This window comes from Paraburkholderia sp. JPY465, from assembly GCF_050436725.1.
GTDB lineage: Bacteria > Pseudomonadota > Gammaproteobacteria > Burkholderiales > Burkholderiaceae > Paraburkholderia > Paraburkholderia youngii.
In genome coordinates this window covers 1037800-1053295 of sequence record NZ_JBNDMT010000002.1, presented here as the reverse complement: position 1 = coordinate 1053295, position 15496 = coordinate 1037800, and the positions used below count along the sequence as shown (strand labels likewise).

General features: G+C 61.2%; 14 protein-coding genes. 11 read left to right on the top strand and 3 right to left on the bottom strand.

The window, feature by feature from the left end; translation table 11 throughout:
* Nucleotides 1–288: 288 nt before the first annotated feature.
* The gene (locus tag QFZ94_RS06900) at nucleotides 289–1329 is read right to left on the bottom strand and encodes a Bug family tripartite tricarboxylate transporter substrate binding protein (RefSeq protein WP_429455988.1); all 1041 of its coding nucleotides are present in this window, start codon (nucleotides 1327–1329) and stop codon (nucleotides 289–291) included.
* 634 nt (nucleotides 1330–1963) lie between these two features.
* Between QFZ94_RS06900 and QFZ94_RS06895 the strand changes: the two genes are divergently transcribed.
* The 7 genes from QFZ94_RS06895 (at nucleotide 1964) to QFZ94_RS06865 (ending at nucleotide 9287) form a co-directional block, all read left to right on the top strand.
* The gene (locus QFZ94_RS06895; protein WP_429455987.1) at nucleotides 1964–3151 is read left to right on the top strand and encodes a porin; all 1188 of its coding nucleotides are present in this window, start codon (nucleotides 1964–1966) and stop codon (nucleotides 3149–3151) included.
* A gap of 326 nt (nucleotides 3152–3477) precedes the next feature.
* On the top strand, nucleotides 3478–4017 hold the full coding sequence (locus QFZ94_RS06890; RefSeq protein WP_429455986.1) for a MarR family winged helix-turn-helix transcriptional regulator: 540 nt from the start codon (nucleotides 3478–3480) through the stop codon (nucleotides 4015–4017).
* Nucleotides 4018–4361: 344 nt separating this feature from the next.
* Nucleotides 4362–5927: a methyl-accepting chemotaxis protein gene (locus QFZ94_RS06885; protein ID WP_429455985.1), complete on the top strand. Its 1566-nt coding sequence runs from the start codon at nucleotides 4362–4364 to the stop codon at nucleotides 5925–5927.
* Nucleotides 5928–6033: 106 nt separating this feature from the next.
* A complete protein-coding gene (locus QFZ94_RS06880; RefSeq protein WP_368585494.1) occupies nucleotides 6034–6507 on the top strand; it encodes a hypothetical protein in 474 nt (157 codons plus the stop codon).
* Nucleotides 6504–6680 (top strand): hypothetical protein, encoded by a 177-nt coding sequence (locus QFZ94_RS06875; RefSeq protein WP_429455984.1) that lies wholly within the window; start codon nucleotides 6504–6506, stop codon nucleotides 6678–6680. The genes QFZ94_RS06880 and QFZ94_RS06875 overlap by 4 nt, the downstream gene beginning before the upstream one ends.
* 332 nt (nucleotides 6681–7012) lie before the next feature.
* On the top strand, nucleotides 7013–8041 hold the full coding sequence (locus QFZ94_RS06870) for a helix-turn-helix domain-containing protein (protein ID WP_429455983.1): 1029 nt from the start codon (nucleotides 7013–7015) through the stop codon (nucleotides 8039–8041).
* A gap of 4 nt (nucleotides 8042–8045) precedes the next feature.
* Nucleotides 8046–9287, top strand: a complete 1242-nt coding sequence (locus QFZ94_RS06865; RefSeq protein WP_429455982.1) for a Zn-dependent hydrolase — start codon at nucleotides 8046–8048, stop codon at nucleotides 9285–9287.
* Between the two features lie 8 nt (nucleotides 9288–9295).
* Here QFZ94_RS06865 and QFZ94_RS06860 read toward each other — a convergent pair whose 3' ends face one another.
* Both QFZ94_RS06860 and QFZ94_RS06855 read right to left on the bottom strand, forming a co-directional pair.
* Nucleotides 9296–9601, bottom strand: coding sequence for a panthothenate synthetase (locus QFZ94_RS06860; RefSeq protein WP_368585498.1), 306 nt, complete (start codon nucleotides 9599–9601; stop codon nucleotides 9296–9298).
* A 133-nt stretch (nucleotides 9602–9734) separates the two neighbouring features.
* Nucleotides 9735–10358, bottom strand: coding sequence for a methylated-DNA--[protein]-cysteine S-methyltransferase (locus tag QFZ94_RS06855; protein WP_429455981.1), 624 nt, complete (start codon nucleotides 10356–10358; stop codon nucleotides 9735–9737).
* Between the two features lie 299 nt (nucleotides 10359–10657).
* Here QFZ94_RS06855 and QFZ94_RS06850 point away from each other — a divergent pair, with 299 nt between their 5' ends.
* From QFZ94_RS06850 to QFZ94_RS06835, 4 genes are all read left to right on the top strand, one after another.
* A complete protein-coding gene (locus QFZ94_RS06850) occupies nucleotides 10658–12037 on the top strand; it encodes a leucine-rich repeat-containing protein kinase family protein (RefSeq protein ID WP_429455980.1) in 1380 nt (459 codons plus the stop codon).
* Nucleotides 12034–13014: a substrate-binding domain-containing protein gene (locus QFZ94_RS06845; RefSeq protein WP_429455979.1), complete on the top strand. Its 981-nt coding sequence runs from the start codon at nucleotides 12034–12036 to the stop codon at nucleotides 13012–13014. Before QFZ94_RS06850 ends, QFZ94_RS06845 begins: the two co-directional genes overlap by 4 nt.
* Nucleotides 13015–13261: 247 nt before the next feature.
* Nucleotides 13262–14104: a transporter substrate-binding domain-containing protein gene (locus tag QFZ94_RS06840; protein WP_368585502.1), complete on the top strand. Its 843-nt coding sequence runs from the start codon at nucleotides 13262–13264 to the stop codon at nucleotides 14102–14104.
* An 18-nt stretch (nucleotides 14105–14122) separates the two neighbouring features.
* The gene (locus QFZ94_RS06835; RefSeq protein WP_429455978.1) at nucleotides 14123–15493 is read left to right on the top strand and encodes an NAD(P)/FAD-dependent oxidoreductase; all 1371 of its coding nucleotides are present in this window, start codon (nucleotides 14123–14125) and stop codon (nucleotides 15491–15493) included.
* The last annotated feature ends 3 nt before the right edge of the window (nucleotides 15494–15496 follow it).

Here is a 15496-nt window from a genome sequence, read left to right as displayed (position 1 = left end):
CAGGCGACGCCGCGAGACGAAGCGCACGGAAACTCACGAACGCGTAAGGTTGACGCTCGTGCGTGATCAACACGATTGGACGGTTCGGCAGCGCGAGAGGTACATTCAACGTCGAATAGAGTGGCGTGCAGTTCGAGCCGTCGCCAGTCGCTCTAACGTGACGAAGGCACTGAGTGGAGAATTCCGGTAGCCTCCAGTTGCGACAAGAGATGGATGCGCGACAGAAAAAAAAGCTCGATGCCTTTTCAGAACATCGAGCCCCTGTCGTTACCCATGCAACGAACTGAGTTACTTCGCAGGCTGACTCAGCCTGTCGTGATCAGTGGCGATAACCTTCGCATAGTCGGCGGATGCGAGATAAGCAGCCTGGTGACCGTTGACGTTCAGCGCTTTCTGGACGTTCGGGTCCTGCACTGCGATCTTCACGGCGTCCGCGATCTTATCGCGGACCGGCGCCGGTAGATCCTTCGGTGCCAACACACCTGTATGCGACGCGAAATCGAAGCCTGGGAACATTTCGCCGAGCGCGGGAACATTCTGAATCTCGGGAATACGGCGCGAACCCAAGACCGCGAGCACACGCATCTTGCCTGCCTTGATCTGCGGCACCGCCATTTCGTACGGAATTTCAACCATTTGCACTTTGCCGCTCAAGAGCGCTGAAATCTGGTCAGCGTCGCTCTTGTAGGCGGTATGAATCATTTTGACGCCCGCACGCTTCTGGAACGCCACCATCGCCAGATATTCACGCGACGTGGTGCCTGTCGATCCAAACATGTAGCAGTTCGGATTGTCCTTCAGACGGCTAATCAGATCGGCGTAGTCCTTGATGTCGGTGCCGCTCAAACCGGCGCCGTTGCCCGCGACCAAAACCAGACCCGCGTGACCGGTGACTTGTGCCACCGGAGTCAAATCCTGGCGTGCGGCGTCCACTTGCTCGGTATCGCCGACGAGAAGCGTCAGCCCGTCAGCGGGCGCTGCTTTTGCTGCCGACAAAGCGGCTGCGTCCGCCTGAATTTCGACGACAACCTCGGTGCCCAGCGCCTTGCTCAACGCGGGCGCCAGTGCGCGGGCAACCATGTCTGAATTCTGGTTCGGTCCGGCAGCGATCAGCTTGACCGGCGCCGACTTCGCCGGTGCTTTGGCGACCGAAGCTTTGGCGGGTGACGTCTGTGCCGCGAAGCCACAACTCGACATCGTTATACCGGCGACCGCGGCGAAAGCGAGTGCGGCACCGAAGATCTTTCGATTCGTGTTCAAGTAACGTCTCCTGTGTGTTGGGGTTAGAGATGGGATGGTCGCAATTTTGTATTCAAAAAAGACTACCATTGTACCAGGGCAAACGCGTACGGTTCGGCACGAGTGCGAGCGCAGCGACGGTTGATCGCCACCACGCCGCCCCCGCGGATTCCGTATTGCCCCAACCAATTGCGACGCGACCGGGGGAAGCCCAGGGTTTTTACCGGAGCATGGTTCGTTGACATCGTAGGCTGTCGTAAATACTATTTTGACTGATGATAACGAATTCTAGTTGGTGCGCGATTACCTCGGGGTGCGGAGAGAATCCGGTTGGGGCTTGTCACGCATCTCGGATCCAATGGGGTGTTGCTGACGCGCCCTGCGCGAACTTTTGGGCCGCCAAGCAGTTCACGGCAAATGTGCTGCCGGGGGGCAGCGCCCGATCTGGTCAATCGATTCGCCGGCAACAACGCAACACCCTGATCGCCAACGTGACGAGCTCGGCCATTCGTCACGCTGAGACCGGCTCCCCTCTCTATTCGGCCGGTGCCGCCGCACGGCTCGCACCGGTCATGGCTCGCACGATTCATGAGTTGCTTCGGGTGTTCAACGGCGATCCCGACGCCCGCATTGGATGCTGCACAACTTCAGGAGGACAAGCGACCAGCGAAACGATTCACCGCCAGTCAGTTTCAAAGACCACAAATAACAATCAGGAGAATGTATGAATCATCAGGGGGCCGGGAGGAAACACCGATGGACCGCGATACCGTTGGCATGCGCATCGGTTTGCATCAGCATTACGGCCGCGCATGCGCAAAGTAGCGTGATGCTTGGCGGATTCCTTGACGAAGGGGTCGCTACCTATCGTGATTCCGGTGGGTCACGTTTTTTTCAAATGCAGGATTCCGCTATTTTCCCCACAAAGTTCTTCTTCCGCGGGAGCGAGGACATGGGGGGCGGCCTGCGCGCAAACTTCAGCCTCGACTCGATGATCAGCCTGAGCACAGGGGGGCTTGATCCGCAGTCGCGCGGTGCGATGTTCGAGAACTCGTCGTGGGTCGGACTCAGTCAAACGGGGATTGGCAGCTTCCGCCTCGGGCGGCAGAACGACTTCGCCTTCGACTACTACCTGATCGGCGGTATCGATCCCGCAACTGGCATCGCTGGCGGTATGCTGAACTTCCGCACCGGCAGCTTCGGTGCCGATCTGCTCGGCGTTTCGGGTCCGGCCCAGATTGCTGGTGCCGTCCCAGGCGGGCCGTTCGCACCTATCACAAGGAACGGTCAGATTACTGGGTTAGCGGCCATCAACTGGGACCGTGTCGGCGGCAAACGGATGTCGAATGCCGTCAAGGTCGTTTCGGAGGAGTATGCCGGGCTGTCGGTTGGCTTGATGTATAGCTTCGGCGGCACGGCGGGGGACTTCAACAACGGGGCCGGAAAGAGCGCCGCAATCAATTACAGGAATGGGGAAACGCGTGCTGCCGTTGTTTACACCGAGCAGAACTACGCGCCGGTCAACAACGGGCATAGTGGCATCGCCAACCTGCTCGCCGGCGCAAGGACGAAGTACGCCCATTTCACGGTCTCGGGGTTGTACAGCCAGGCGCGCAATACCCATACGGGTGCGAGGATTTACGCGCTTGCGGGTGGCGTCGGGTATGACTTCTCGCCGGCCTGGAACCTCGGCGGCGCCTACACCTACGAAAATGGTAACGAGTTGCTGAAGAACGTGACGATCAACCAGGCCGCATTGCAGTTGACATACACGTTGTCGAGACGCACCTCGCTGTATGCCGCCGGTGTATTTCAACGCACCAATGGCGCATATGCTGCCGAAATTGGGAACATCGTGGCAAACGGCAATATCCAGTCAGTTTTTCAGCTTGGCATGATGCATCGATTCTGATGCTGCATTGAGAACGGCGGCGGTGAAAAGTTTTCGTCATCGCTGCCGTGATCTTGACGGGTATGTAATAGCAAACTCACCCCGATCGAGCGCAGAGAGTACCACGAGGTTCTTTTCGTCTACTATGATAGTATACAATTTAGAATTATCTGAGGGAAGCAAAAACGAAGTCGGCAAGGTTCGCCCCTCCAGCTGAGAGCAATTCAGCGCACCTGACACGTGGTTGCGCGCAGAACCGACTGATCAACCATAGTACGAGGTGGTGTTCCGACGTATAGGCGCAAACTCGGCTTCTGGTTCCGATCACATTTGAAGGAGCGGCAGACATGAAGGGCGAGGACGACCTACCCCTAAGCCAAGCAGTTGAAGCCCGAGCTTTAAATTGGCTAACCCATATTGTCGAAGTCGACAAGTCGATCTCGGAGTCTGCTGATCGACATCTGAAGTCATCGCTTGGGATTTCATCCGCACAGGCTAAGGTCATTGTATGCCTCGCTGGGCGGAATTTCATGACGCAGGTTCAACTCGCCCGCAGGCTGAATTACGACATGGGGTCGCTATCCCGACTCATTCCGCGTCTCATCGACGCTGGAATTGTAATGAGATCCCGGCATCCAGACGACTGCCGCTGCTGGTGCGTTCAGCTTACGGAAAGCGGAGTGGCCATGGCCGCGAAGATCACAGCGTTTCTCGGGGCAACCGACCAGAAATTGATTAGCCTCTTAACCGAGGACGAAGCGGATATTTTCATGGTGTTGCTCAAGCGCCTACTCGCTAATTCGGCAGCTCATGGGCCAGCCGATGTCTCGGCAGTTGCCTCGACGGTCAGCCCGAGGTCCTTCGGCGCCATTGGCGCACCGGCGTGAACGACACCGTTCCCTCCTTTGCAGCGCGACGTGGCCGGCGCACTATCTAGTTCCGCGCGTTCTTGCCTACGTCCTTATCGACGTCAACGTCTCCCGCGTGCGCTCGATGAGCGTCGCTGTCGATGCGGCTATCCGGAGGCCGCATCCAGGAGCAGGAAAGAGCCGAGAACAGAGACCATTGTTGGCGCCCCGTGCTGCGTTGATTTCGCGTTAGACATCGATGAATCTCGCGAGCCCGGCACTAACACATCGGACCGGAATTCACAATCATGCTTGCCCCCTATCCATACGCAGGGGATTTATGCCGAAATCCAACGGTATACAATCAATGTAGGCAAAAAAACATGCTAATGCTTCTTCGCAATCTCAAAGTACGCAACCGGCTGTTTGTTAGCTTCGCAATCGTTATCCTGCTGTTATGCAGTGCTGCGGGATTTGCGCTGTTCCAGGCGCATCGGATTGAATCGCATCTTCTGGACATCAAACAGAATTGGATGGAGTCAATCAAAACGATTGCTGATCTTCGTCTGGCCCTCAGTACGGATCGTCGCGCCACGCTCGGTCTGGTCTTGTCTGATTCCAAACAGGCCAAAGATACCAATGCGGCGATCCGGACCCAAGCCTTGGATCAACTGAGAAATGGTGTCAATCACTATGAGAAGAATGCGCTGCCGGGCGAGGATCGTCAGTATTTCGAGAACGATAAGAAAGCAATTGCTGCCTATGCGGTGATCAACAAAGAACTCTACACTCTCGCAATGACTGAGAATCCGGATCTTGCAACCGCGCGAGTGCTCGCCAACACCAAGATCTTCGATGTCTTCAAGTCCACGGAGAACACGCTCAGCGCCCATATGGACTTCATCCAGAGGAATGCGGATGAGGCTGCGGAAAAGGCCATTCATGACTATGACATGGCCCTTATGCTGACCTTCGCAGTGATCTGTATCGCTATCATTGCGACGGTATATGTCTGCAACACGGTTGCCACGTCAATCGTGTTCCCGTTAAACGACGCCGTAAGAATTGCCGAGGCCGTTGCGTCGGGGGATTTGACGTCGCAAGTCAGGGTGCATTCCGATACTGAACTCGGCCAATTGATGCGTGCACTGCGCAGCATGAATGAGAGTCTCGTGGATATCGTGAAGCAGGTCCGCTCCGGTAGTGAGGCCGTATTGACCGGCGCATCGGAAATCGCGGCAGGTAACGAGAACCTGAGCCAGCGCACCGAGGAACAGGCGGCGTCCCTGGAGCAGACGGTAGCTTCGATCCAGCAGTTGACGGCGACCGTGGAGAACAACGCGGCGAATGCCAGACAGGGCCTCAAACTCGCGCAGACTACCTCTGATCTGGCAAACGGCGGCGGAGAGGTCATGAAAGTGGTCGTGACCACCATGACAGGCATTGCTGACCAATCCAGAAAAGTCGCCGACATCATTGCGACTATCGAGGGTATCGCCTTTCAGACCAATATTCTGGCTCTTAACGCGGCGGTTGAAGCCGCACGTGCTGGCAACGAAGGTCGTGGCTTCGCCGTCGTTGCCCAGGAGGTCCGCACGCTGGCTCAACGCTCGGCAACGGCCGCCAAGGAAATCAAGGAATTGGTCAGCAATTCGGTCACCCGCGTTGACCAGGGATCTCAGCTGGTAAACGATGCCGGGTCCAAAATCAACGAGGTGGTGAATGAGTTCGCCCACGTATCGACTCTGATGGAGGAGATCACCCATGCATCCGATGACGGCCACCGGGGCATCATGGAGATAAACAAGGCGATCGGCGAAATCGACACGGTGACCCAGCACAACGCAGCCTTGGTCGAAGAGGCCGCGGCGGCTGCCCGTGGCGTTCATGCGGAAGCTGAACGCCTGCAGTCACTGGTTACCAACTTCAAGATCGCACGCGCCATTTGATTGACGGTCTTCGGACACCCACGCGGTTGGCTCCTCACAATGCCTTTCACTGAGTGAGTAACAGGCCGATGGCAAAATTTCTAATCCGCGAAAGGATAAAAAAGCGATGAAAATAGCAAATGAATCACCCTGGAAATTTGTCGTCATGTGGATGAGGCTATATTTCGCATTCCACTATCTCTCTTCCGGGCTGAATTTCGTAGTCTTCAGATACATTCCGGATTTCAGCCACGCAGGAAAAGTGGGCGCCTATATAGGCGCTATGGCAGATATCGGCTTCTACCAGATGGTCAAGTACCTGGAAGTTGTGCTTGGGTCCATGCTGCTGCTGAACATCGGGGTGCCGCTCGCATTGGTCGTAATGGCTGGCATCAGCGTCACCATTGTCTTCCTCAATCTTTTCGTTTCGCCGGATCCGCGCGAACTGTTCACCGGCTTCCAGGAGTTGCTGTTGAACGGAGGACTCTTGCTTGCGTACGGAGGGTACTATGCAAACTTCTGTCGCGTCAAAGCAGAGCCTCTTTGGTTTTGGGACGGAATGCGGAAGCGGGGGAATTTCGACACAAGGAGCCAATCGTGAATAAAAATTTTCTGGTGGTTTTTTCGATCATTGCCGTTGTAGTTTTGATAGTAATTTCAACGTCCACCATTTTCTTTGCACGGCACTTGCGCTTGTATGACTATGGGCCCCCTTTGGGGGCGGGGCTAATCACCTTGGCGGCAATGCTTCGAGCCGCTGCGATGAAACGATAGCCGCTGAATGCGCGTTGATTTGAAACGATTTACGTTTCCAAGCGATTCTTCAAGAAAAAATGGCCTCTGTCTGGAGGCCATTTTTTTGTGCTGCTCGGCCGGATCGCGCGAGTTCCATCCGACATGGACGAAGGCGAGCTCGAGCTGCGGCATGAGGCCTTGCGCAAAGAATAAAGACTTTGTAGGCTGGCGCTGATGCCTGTCGGGCATGAGCGGAGCGGGGGCACATGAGCTTCGACGGCCGTGGCATCGAACCGCTAGCAACACGCTCATGACGTTTTCGCCAACCGCGGCTATCGTGCCGCGCACACAACAAAACCGGCGGGGAGACCTTGACGACCGATCAGGCAGCCAACCGCACCGCAACCGCGGCCGCAACAATGCCCGCGGCTTTCGACTACACCCACTTCGACACCTACGCCACGGCGCCGCGCGCGCAATTGCCTATGTGGCGCGAGCGCGTCGGCCATTTTCTGGACGTGCCGATCTCGCGCCGGCAACTGGCCGACGGCTTTCGCGGCAGCATCGACACCTATCGCGCCGGCGGCATGGCCTTCACGGATTGCCGCACCGATCCGGTCGAGCAAACGCGCTCGGTCGCGCGCATTTCGACCGACAACGTGCGCCAGATCGTGTTTCATGTGGCCGTCGAAGGGACCTTCGAGACGACCACCGGCCTGTATCCGAAGCGCGTCGCGCTGCAAACGCGGCCGAGCATCCTCGCGCTCGACATGAATCAGCCGATGCAGATGACGCGGGGGCCGTGCCGCCTGGTCGCACTGTTCTTGCCGCGCCATCTGATCGATCCGGTGCTGCCGGAAGCGGAGTCGATACATGGCCGCATGATCGAATATCAAACGCCGCTTGCGCGGCTGATTCCCGCGCATCTGGCCGATCTGTGCCGCAGGTTGCCCACGATGGACGCGCCCGCGGCTCAGGAAGCGTTCCATACCTGCGCGCTGTTGATGGCCGCGGCGTTCGGCAAGGAGACGGGCTTGACCGGCGGAGCGCGGGCGGTGGCACGCACCGCGATGTTCGCGGCGGCGCGCCGCTATATCGACGCGAATCTCAGCCAACCTGATCTGACGGTCGACAGCGTGCTGGCCATGTCGCAGCTGTCGCGGCCCACGCTGTATCGATTGTTCGAGCCGGAGGGCGGGCTCCACGCGTATATTCGAAACCGGCGCCTGCGCGAGGCGGCCGACGAACTGCATCGCCACCCGCGCAGGCCGGTGATCGACGTCGCGTACGGCTGGGGCTTCAATAGCGCGTCGGATTTCAATCGCGCATTCAGACGTGCGTACGACATGTCGCCGGGCGATTTTCGCGCGGCCGCATCCGCAATCAATTCAGGGAGATGACAACGTGGTGAAGATCGATCCGGACCGGCTGATGGCCGACCTCAAACGGCTGCGCGGGTTTGGCGCAACCGGCCCAGGCGTGGTCCGGCTCGCGCTGTCGCCGGTCGATCTGGCGGCACGCGAATGGCTGGTCGGCAGGATGACGGAGGCGGGGCTCGACGCGCGCATCGACGGCGTGGGCACCGTGTTCGGACGCTCGCGCAAAAGCGGTCCCGCGCTCGTGATCGGTTCGCACACGGACACGCAGCCGACCGGCGGCTGGCTCGACGGCGCAATGGGCGTCATCTACGGGCTCGAAATCGCCCGTGCGCTCGCGGAGAACGACGCGACGCGGCACCTCGCCGTCGACGTCGCGTCGTGGATCGACGAGGAGGGCACGTTCTCGGGCCTGCTTGGCAGCCGCAGCTTCGTCGGCGAGGCGGTCGACGAATCGATTCGCGGCGCGACGAACCGGCAGGGCGAACGTGTAACCGACGTGCTGGCGGCCGCGGGCCTCGCGGGCCGGCCGCGTGCGCGTTTCGAGGCAGGGCGCCAGGTCGCGTATCTGGAGCCGCATATCGAGCAGGGCGGACGGCTCGAAGCGATCGGCAAATCGATCGGCGTGGTCACGACGATCGTCGGGCTGCGCGAATCGCGGCTGCGCTTTACCGGTCAGCGCAACCATGCGGGCACGACGCCAATGGCGATCCGCCGCGACGCGGGCGCGGCGCTCGTCGCATTCATCGCGCGGATGAACGACGCGTTCGCGCAACTCGCCGACGCGGATACCGTCTGGACCGTGGGCCGCATCGATCTCGATCCGGGCTCGATGAGCGTCGTACCCGGCGCTGCCGACATGTACCTGCAATTCCGCGACGCTAACCCGGCGCGGCTTCAGGCAATGGAACACGCGCTCGCGGAACTGGTGCGCGACTTCAACGCGCACAACGCCGTGAGCGTCGAATCGCAGACGATCGACGAGCCGATCGAGCCCGTCAGCATGGACGCCACGCTCGCGGAGCACATCGCGCGAGCCGCCGAAGCGATCGCGCCGGGGCAGTGGCTGCGCATGCCGAGCGGTGCCGCGCACGACGCGCAGGTGATCGCGCGTTGCATGCCGGCCTGCATGATGTTCGTGCCGAGCATCGGCGGCGTGAGTCACGACTTCATCGAGGACACGGCCGAGGAGCATATCGTGCTCGGCTGCCAGGTCGCCGCGACGGCGGCGGCTTCGATGCTGTTGCAGCTATCGGCGGGGCATTCCTGAGGGCCGCGCTACTTCCACTTGTCGCCTAGCGCGTCGAGGCCGGCTTTCATCAGATCCTCGGGCAGCATCGCGATGCGCAGCTCGCACTCGGCGTCGAGCTTAAGGAACCACGGTTCGGCGAGCGCGGGAATCGCCGATGCATCGGCGACATCGACAACCGCCACCGCGCCGCGTTTGCCCTGCTGCTCCGTGAAGTAGATCGCTTCCGGCTTCATGTCCTCGAGGATCTTTTGCATCAGCTCGCCGATTCGGCCTTCGCGCACGAGTGTGCCGAACGGTTCGTTCGGTATTTGTATGTTGAGAAGCATGCGCATGTCATCCTCCTGTTCGATACCCAACGGGCATCTTAAGGATAGATGTTGCATGCGCGGCCGATGGCGTTGATCGCGGACGAAGCATCGGCGATTACGGCCGAGGGGTGGCGCGTTGTGCTGGGTCTGCGCTGCTTCAGCTGCCGAACAGCGACCCCTGCGTTCCTCGGCTCGGCGGGTGATGCGCCGGTTTCGCGGGTGCATCGTCCTTGACCGGTCGCGCCGCTTTTCCCTCCGGCGCGGGTCGTGGCGCGTCATCGGCCGCTGCCTCGAGCGAGGTCTGCCCCGCCTCCAGCGAAAGCAGCAGCATCTTGTTGGCGAGGCCGCCGGCGAATCCCGTCAGCTCGCCCGACGCGCCAATCACGCGGTGACACGGCGCAACGATCGAAATCGGATTCCGGCCATTTGCCGCGCCCACCGCGCGCACTGCATTGAGCTTGCCGATCTGCTGGGCGATCTCCGAGTAGCTGCGCGTCTGGCCGAACGGGATGGTCAGCAGCGCGCGCCAGACCTGCTTCTGGAACTCGGTGCCCTGAAAATCGAGCGGCAGATCGAAGGCCTGGCGCGTACCCGCGAAGTACTCGCGCAGTTGCCGCTCCGTTTCGACGAGCACCGCGAGCTCGTTCGCTTCGCTCATTTCGCCGAGTCGCACGCGGTTCGGCTTGTCGTGTTCCCATAGAATCGCGGCAAGGCATTCGCCTTTCGCCACGAGCTTCAACTGACCGACCGGCGAATCGATCAACTTGTATGCGTACGTCACTTTCTCAGGCTCCTGACAGGATGGAGGCGCAAGGCTCGCGAGACGGACGTGCTTGAACGACCGGACGCGGAAAGCTGTATGAAGGCTGCGCCGATACTCGGGAGTGTCCCGCTGGCGTCGCCTGAACGCCCTCCAGATATTGCTGTCTCATTCGCATTCGACACGGCCGCGACGATCATGAGCATCGCGGCGATCACGTCACTGTACCGCAGAGAACCCCAGATGGCCTTTGACTCAGTAAAATCGACAGCTTCGGTACGACGCGCTGCGCGCGCTACCCGATCTTCTTTCCCACGACTGTGACCACGACTTTAGAACAACTGCGGGCCGGGCAACTGGCGGGTACGCGCGAACTCAAACTCGCGTGCGGTCTCAGCGAATTTCCGCGCGAGATTTTCGATCTTGCCGATACGCTCGAAGTGCTCGACCTGTCGAACAATGCACTGACGACGCTGCCCGACGATCTGCCGCGCCTGCGCAAACTGCGCATCCTGTTCGCGTCCAACAACCCGTTCACCGAGCTGCCAGGTGTGCTCGGCGAATGCGCGCAACTGAGCATGATCGGCTTCAAGTCGAATCGCATCCGCGAGGTGCCGGCGAGCGCGCTGCCGCCGCTGTTGCGTTGGCTGATTCTGACCGGTAACGACATCGAAAGCTTGCCCGCGGAACTCGGCCGCTGCACGCAACTGCAAAAGCTGATGCTCGCCGGCAACCGGCTGCGCGCGCTGCCTGAGGAACTGGCCGCATGCACGCGGCTCGAACTGCTGCGGCTCGCCGCGAATCGTTTCGACGCATTGCCGCGCTGGTTGCTGCGTCTGCCGCGGCTTGCGTGGCTCGCGTATGCGGGCAATCCGTTCAACGCGGCGCTCGAACAGGCGGCGTTCATCGACACACCGATCAGCGGCATTCGCTGGGATGCATTGCGGCTCGAGCGGCCGTTGGGCGAGGGCGCATCGGGCGTCATCTATCGTGCGGCGCTGCATGCGGACCACGAACCGGCGCCGCGTGCGGTCGCCGTCAAGCTGTTCAAGGGCGCGGTGACGAGCGACGGTTTGCCCGACTGCGAAATGGCTGCTTGCATTCGCGGCGGCGAACATGCGAACCTGATTCCCGTGCTCGGCAAGGTGATCGGGCATCCGTCGGATACGCATGGCCTCGTGATGGGATTGATCGATCCACGCTTCGCCAGTCTGGCCGGTCCGCCGAGCCTCGCGTCGTGCACGCGCGATATCTATCGCGACGACGCGTGCTTCGACCTCGAGACGGTGCTCGGTATCGCGAGCGGCATCGCGAAGGTCGCTAGTCATCTGCATCGGCGTGGCGTAATGCATGGCGATCTGTACGCGCACAATATCCTGCACGACGGCGCGGGGCGCGCGCTGCTCGGCGATTTCGGCGCGGCGTCGTTTTTCGATGCCGGCGATCGCGAGCTCGCTATCGCGTTGCAGCGGCTCGAAGTCAGGGCGTACGGCTGTCTGCTCGAAGAACTGCTGGAGCGTTGCGACGCGCAAGCGGACATCGCCGGGCAACTGGCCGCGTTGAAGACGCGTTGTCTGAGCGAAGACATCGACAGCCGCCCGCTGTTCGACGAAATCGTCGCCAGCGTCGCGTCGTTCGATCGGCACATCCGCAACCAGTCCATCTGCAGCCAGCACCTCCGCGAAGGAGTCAAGCCATGACGCAGAACATGCGCCGCCGCGTGCTGCTCGCGGGCGCGCTGGCCGCAACCGGTCTCACCGGCATCGCGCGATTCGCGAACGATGCCCATGCCCAGGTACCGTCCGGCACGAAGCCGAAGATCGCGCTCGTGCTCAAATCCATGTCGGACCCGTTTACGGTCGCGATGGTCGACGCCGCGCGCAATTACCAGCAGCACTTCTCGTCGCAATTCAGCCTGACGATTCGCGGCACGGCCAAACAGACCGACACCGCCGCACAGATCCGCATGGTCGACGAGATGATCAGGGCGAAGATGAACGCGATCGTGATCGCGCCGACCGACTCTAAGGCGCTGATCCCGGTGATCGCACGCGCGATCAAGGCCGGCATCATCACGATCACGATCGACAACCCGCTCGACGACGCAGCGCAAGCGGCCGCCGGCATCTCGGTGCCGTTCGTCGGGCCGAACAATCGCAGCGGCGCGAAGCAGGTCGGCCAGTATCTGGCCACGCGGCTGAAGCCCGGCGATCAGGTCGGCATCATCGAAGGCATTTCGGTGAGCAGCAATGCGCAGCAGCGCACGGCCGGCAGCCGCGACGCGATGGATGCGGCGAAGGTGCAGGTCGTCGCGGTCGAGTCGGGTAACTGGGAGTACGGCAAGGGCCGCGACGTGGCCGCGAAGATGCTGGTCGAGCATCCGCAGCTTCGCGCGCTGTTATGCGGCAACGACAACATGGCGATGGGCGCGGTCGACGCGATTCGCGACGCGGGCCGCGGCGGCGGCGTCTACGTCACCGGCTACGACGCGATCGATGCGATCAAGCCGCTGCTCGCCGACGGCCGCGTGCTCGCGACGATGAACCAGTTCGCCGACCGCCAGACCGTATTCGGCATCGACTTCGCGTTGAAGGCGGTGACCGAGCGGCGCAAGCAGCGCGAGCTGTCGAGGGTGATCGAGACGCCGCTGCAACTGGTGACGGCCTCGAAACGTTGAGGCGGGGCGCGCGATTGCGCCGCCTGCCGCCGCCGCGCGTCGAATACGGGTAGCAGGTCACGTGCCCGGTCCGCGCCGCGACTTGATGCGCTTTCGGAATCAGGTGGTGCCGAATTGTCAATAGCTCGGGTTTCTGTGGCGACTTAAGATCGCGCCAACGTGGACCAGTCGCGATGAAGTCCGCAAGCGCCCGGTACGCGAACAAGAACGCAAGAGCGACGCAAAACAAACAACGGAGACACGCACCATGGCTAAGTCCATCCTGAACCGCCTGCTCGGTTTCACGCTCGGCGCCGGCATCGCGTTGACCGCCTTCAGCGCTCATGCGGGCGCCACGCTCGATCGCGTGATGAAGAACGGCACGATGATGGTCGCGACGAGCGGCAAGTGGCCGCCGCAAGCGTTCCTGAACGACAAGCACGAATTCGACGGTTTCGATATCGACGTCGCCAAGGAAATCGCGCGCCGGCTCGGCGTCAAAGTCACATTCGATACGCCGCAGTTCAGCCTGATGACCGGCGGTCACTGGCACGGCCGCTGGGATCTGTCCGTGCTCTCCGTCACGCCGACCAAGCCGCGCGCCGAATTGCTCGACTTCCCCGCGATCTATTACTACAGCCCGTATGTGTTCGTCGTGAACAAGGATTCGAAGGCGAGGACCCGTGCCGATCTGAACGGCAAGGTGATCGGCGTCGAGGCGGGCACCACGTCGGAAGACTACGTGCGCAACCGCCTGAATATCGCCGGCCCGGACGTGCCGCCGTTCCAGTACATGACGCAGCCGCCGAAGGAAATCAAGACCTACGCGGACTCGATGCTGCCTTACGACGATCTGCGCCTCGGCGACGGCAAGCGCGTCGACGCAATCGTGACGCCGGTGCAGACCGCGCTCAACGCAATCAAGAACGGCTATCCGGTGAAGATCATCCCTGGCGACTTTGCGTTCCGTGAGCCGCTCGCGATCGTCGCCGACAAGGGCGACGCCGAGTGGGACAAGAAGGTCGGCGACATCGTCGCGCAAATGAAGCAGGACGGCACGTTGACCAAGCTCAGCATGAAGTGGTTCGGCAACGACTATACGAAGCAATAAGCACGAACCCGAGACGCGGTGGTCGATGCCGCCGCCGCGCCTGCTGCCGCGCCCGCCGCGCAGCCATCAATCGCCACCAACAACAAGGCGGCACTCCATCACGAGATGGCTTCCTACCTCGATACCTATTACACCCGCACGCTGCGCACGGTCGAGCCGCGCGCGGCGCTGAGCGGTTCGCTGCAAGCCGATGTATGCGTGGTCGGCGCCGGCATGGCCGGCATCACGACCGCGCTCGAATTGCTGCGCCGCGGCCGCTCGGTAATTCTTCTCGAAGCGCAGCGGGTGTCGTGGGGCGCGTCGGGCCGCAATGGCGGCGTGGTGAGTCCCGGCTATTCGACGAGCTTCGAGCGGATCGCGCAACGCGTCGGCGTCGACGACGCGAAATCGATCTACCGGATGTCGATCGAGGGCGTCGATATCGTCGCCGACAATATCCGCCGACTCGGCATCGACGAAGCGCAGCCCGTGCATGGCGTGCTGCGCGTGTCGCGTCACGAGAACACCGCCGAGATGCAGGCGCAGCAGGCGTGGCTCGCCAACGAGTTTCAGTACGACGTCACGTTCAAGACGCACGACGAGATTCGCGAGTGGCTCGTATCGGACAAGTACCGCCATGCGCTTTATAACGAACGCGGCTTCCATTTTCATCCGTTGAACTATGCGCGAGCGCTGGTCGCGGAAGTCGAGCGGCTGGGCGGCCAGGTGTTCGAAGACTCCGAAGTGTTGTCGCTCGATTGCTCGTCGGCGATCAAGCGGCTGAAGACCGCGCGCGGCACGGTAACGGCGCGCGACGTGGTGTTCACCTGCGGCGGCTATACGGGCAACGTGGTGCCGCAACTCGCGCGCAGCTATCTGCCGATCTCGACCTACATGCTCGTCACCGAGCCGGCCCCGGATCTGATCGCAACCGCCATTCGCACGCGCGCGTCGGTCGGCGACAGCCGCCGTGCGAGCGACTATTACCGCCTCGTCGACGGCGGCGAGCGCATTCTGTGGGGCGGCATGATCACGACGCGCAAGTCCGAGCCGGACCGGCTCGCCGAGCTGTTGCGCCGGCGCATGGTCGATACCTATCCGCAGCTATCCGAGCTGAAGGTCGCGCTCGCGTGGTCCGGACGCATGTCGTATGCAAGGCATCTGATGCCGCTGATCGGCCGGCTGAATACGGGCGTCTGGTACTGCATGGGGTTCGGCGGCCACGGCATGAATACGACGGCGCTCGGCGGCAGGCTGATCGCGCAGGGCATCGCGAACGAAACCGACCGCTATCGTCTGTTCGCGCCGTTCGGTCTCGAATGGAACGGCGGGCCGGCCGGCACGGCGGCCGTTCAATTGACGTACTGGTACTACCAGCTGATGGATTTCATGCGCGAACGCGCGGCGTAAGCG

Coding starts and splice junctions, on each gene's coding strand:
- QFZ94_RS06900 (WP_429455988.1), bottom strand. CDS start 1,329: ATGGTAGTCTTTTTTGAATACAAAATTGCGACCATCCCATCTCTAACC.
- QFZ94_RS06895 (WP_429455987.1), top strand. CDS start 1,964: ATGAATCATCAGGGGGCCGGGAGGAAACACCGATGGACCGCGATACCG.
- QFZ94_RS06890 (WP_429455986.1), top strand. CDS start 3,478: ATGAAGGGCGAGGACGACCTACCCCTAAGCCAAGCAGTTGAAGCCCGA.
- QFZ94_RS06885 (WP_429455985.1), top strand. CDS start 4,362: ATGCTAATGCTTCTTCGCAATCTCAAAGTACGCAACCGGCTGTTTGTT.
- QFZ94_RS06880 (WP_368585494.1), top strand. CDS start 6,034: ATGAAAATAGCAAATGAATCACCCTGGAAATTTGTCGTCATGTGGATG.
- QFZ94_RS06860 (WP_368585498.1), bottom strand. CDS start 9,601: ATGCGCATGCTTCTCAACATACAAATACCGAACGAACCGTTCGGCACA.
- QFZ94_RS06845 (WP_429455979.1), top strand. CDS start 12,034: ATGACGCAGAACATGCGCCGCCGCGTGCTGCTCGCGGGCGCGCTGGCC.
- QFZ94_RS06840 (WP_368585502.1), top strand. CDS start 13,262: ATGGCTAAGTCCATCCTGAACCGCCTGCTCGGTTTCACGCTCGGCGCC.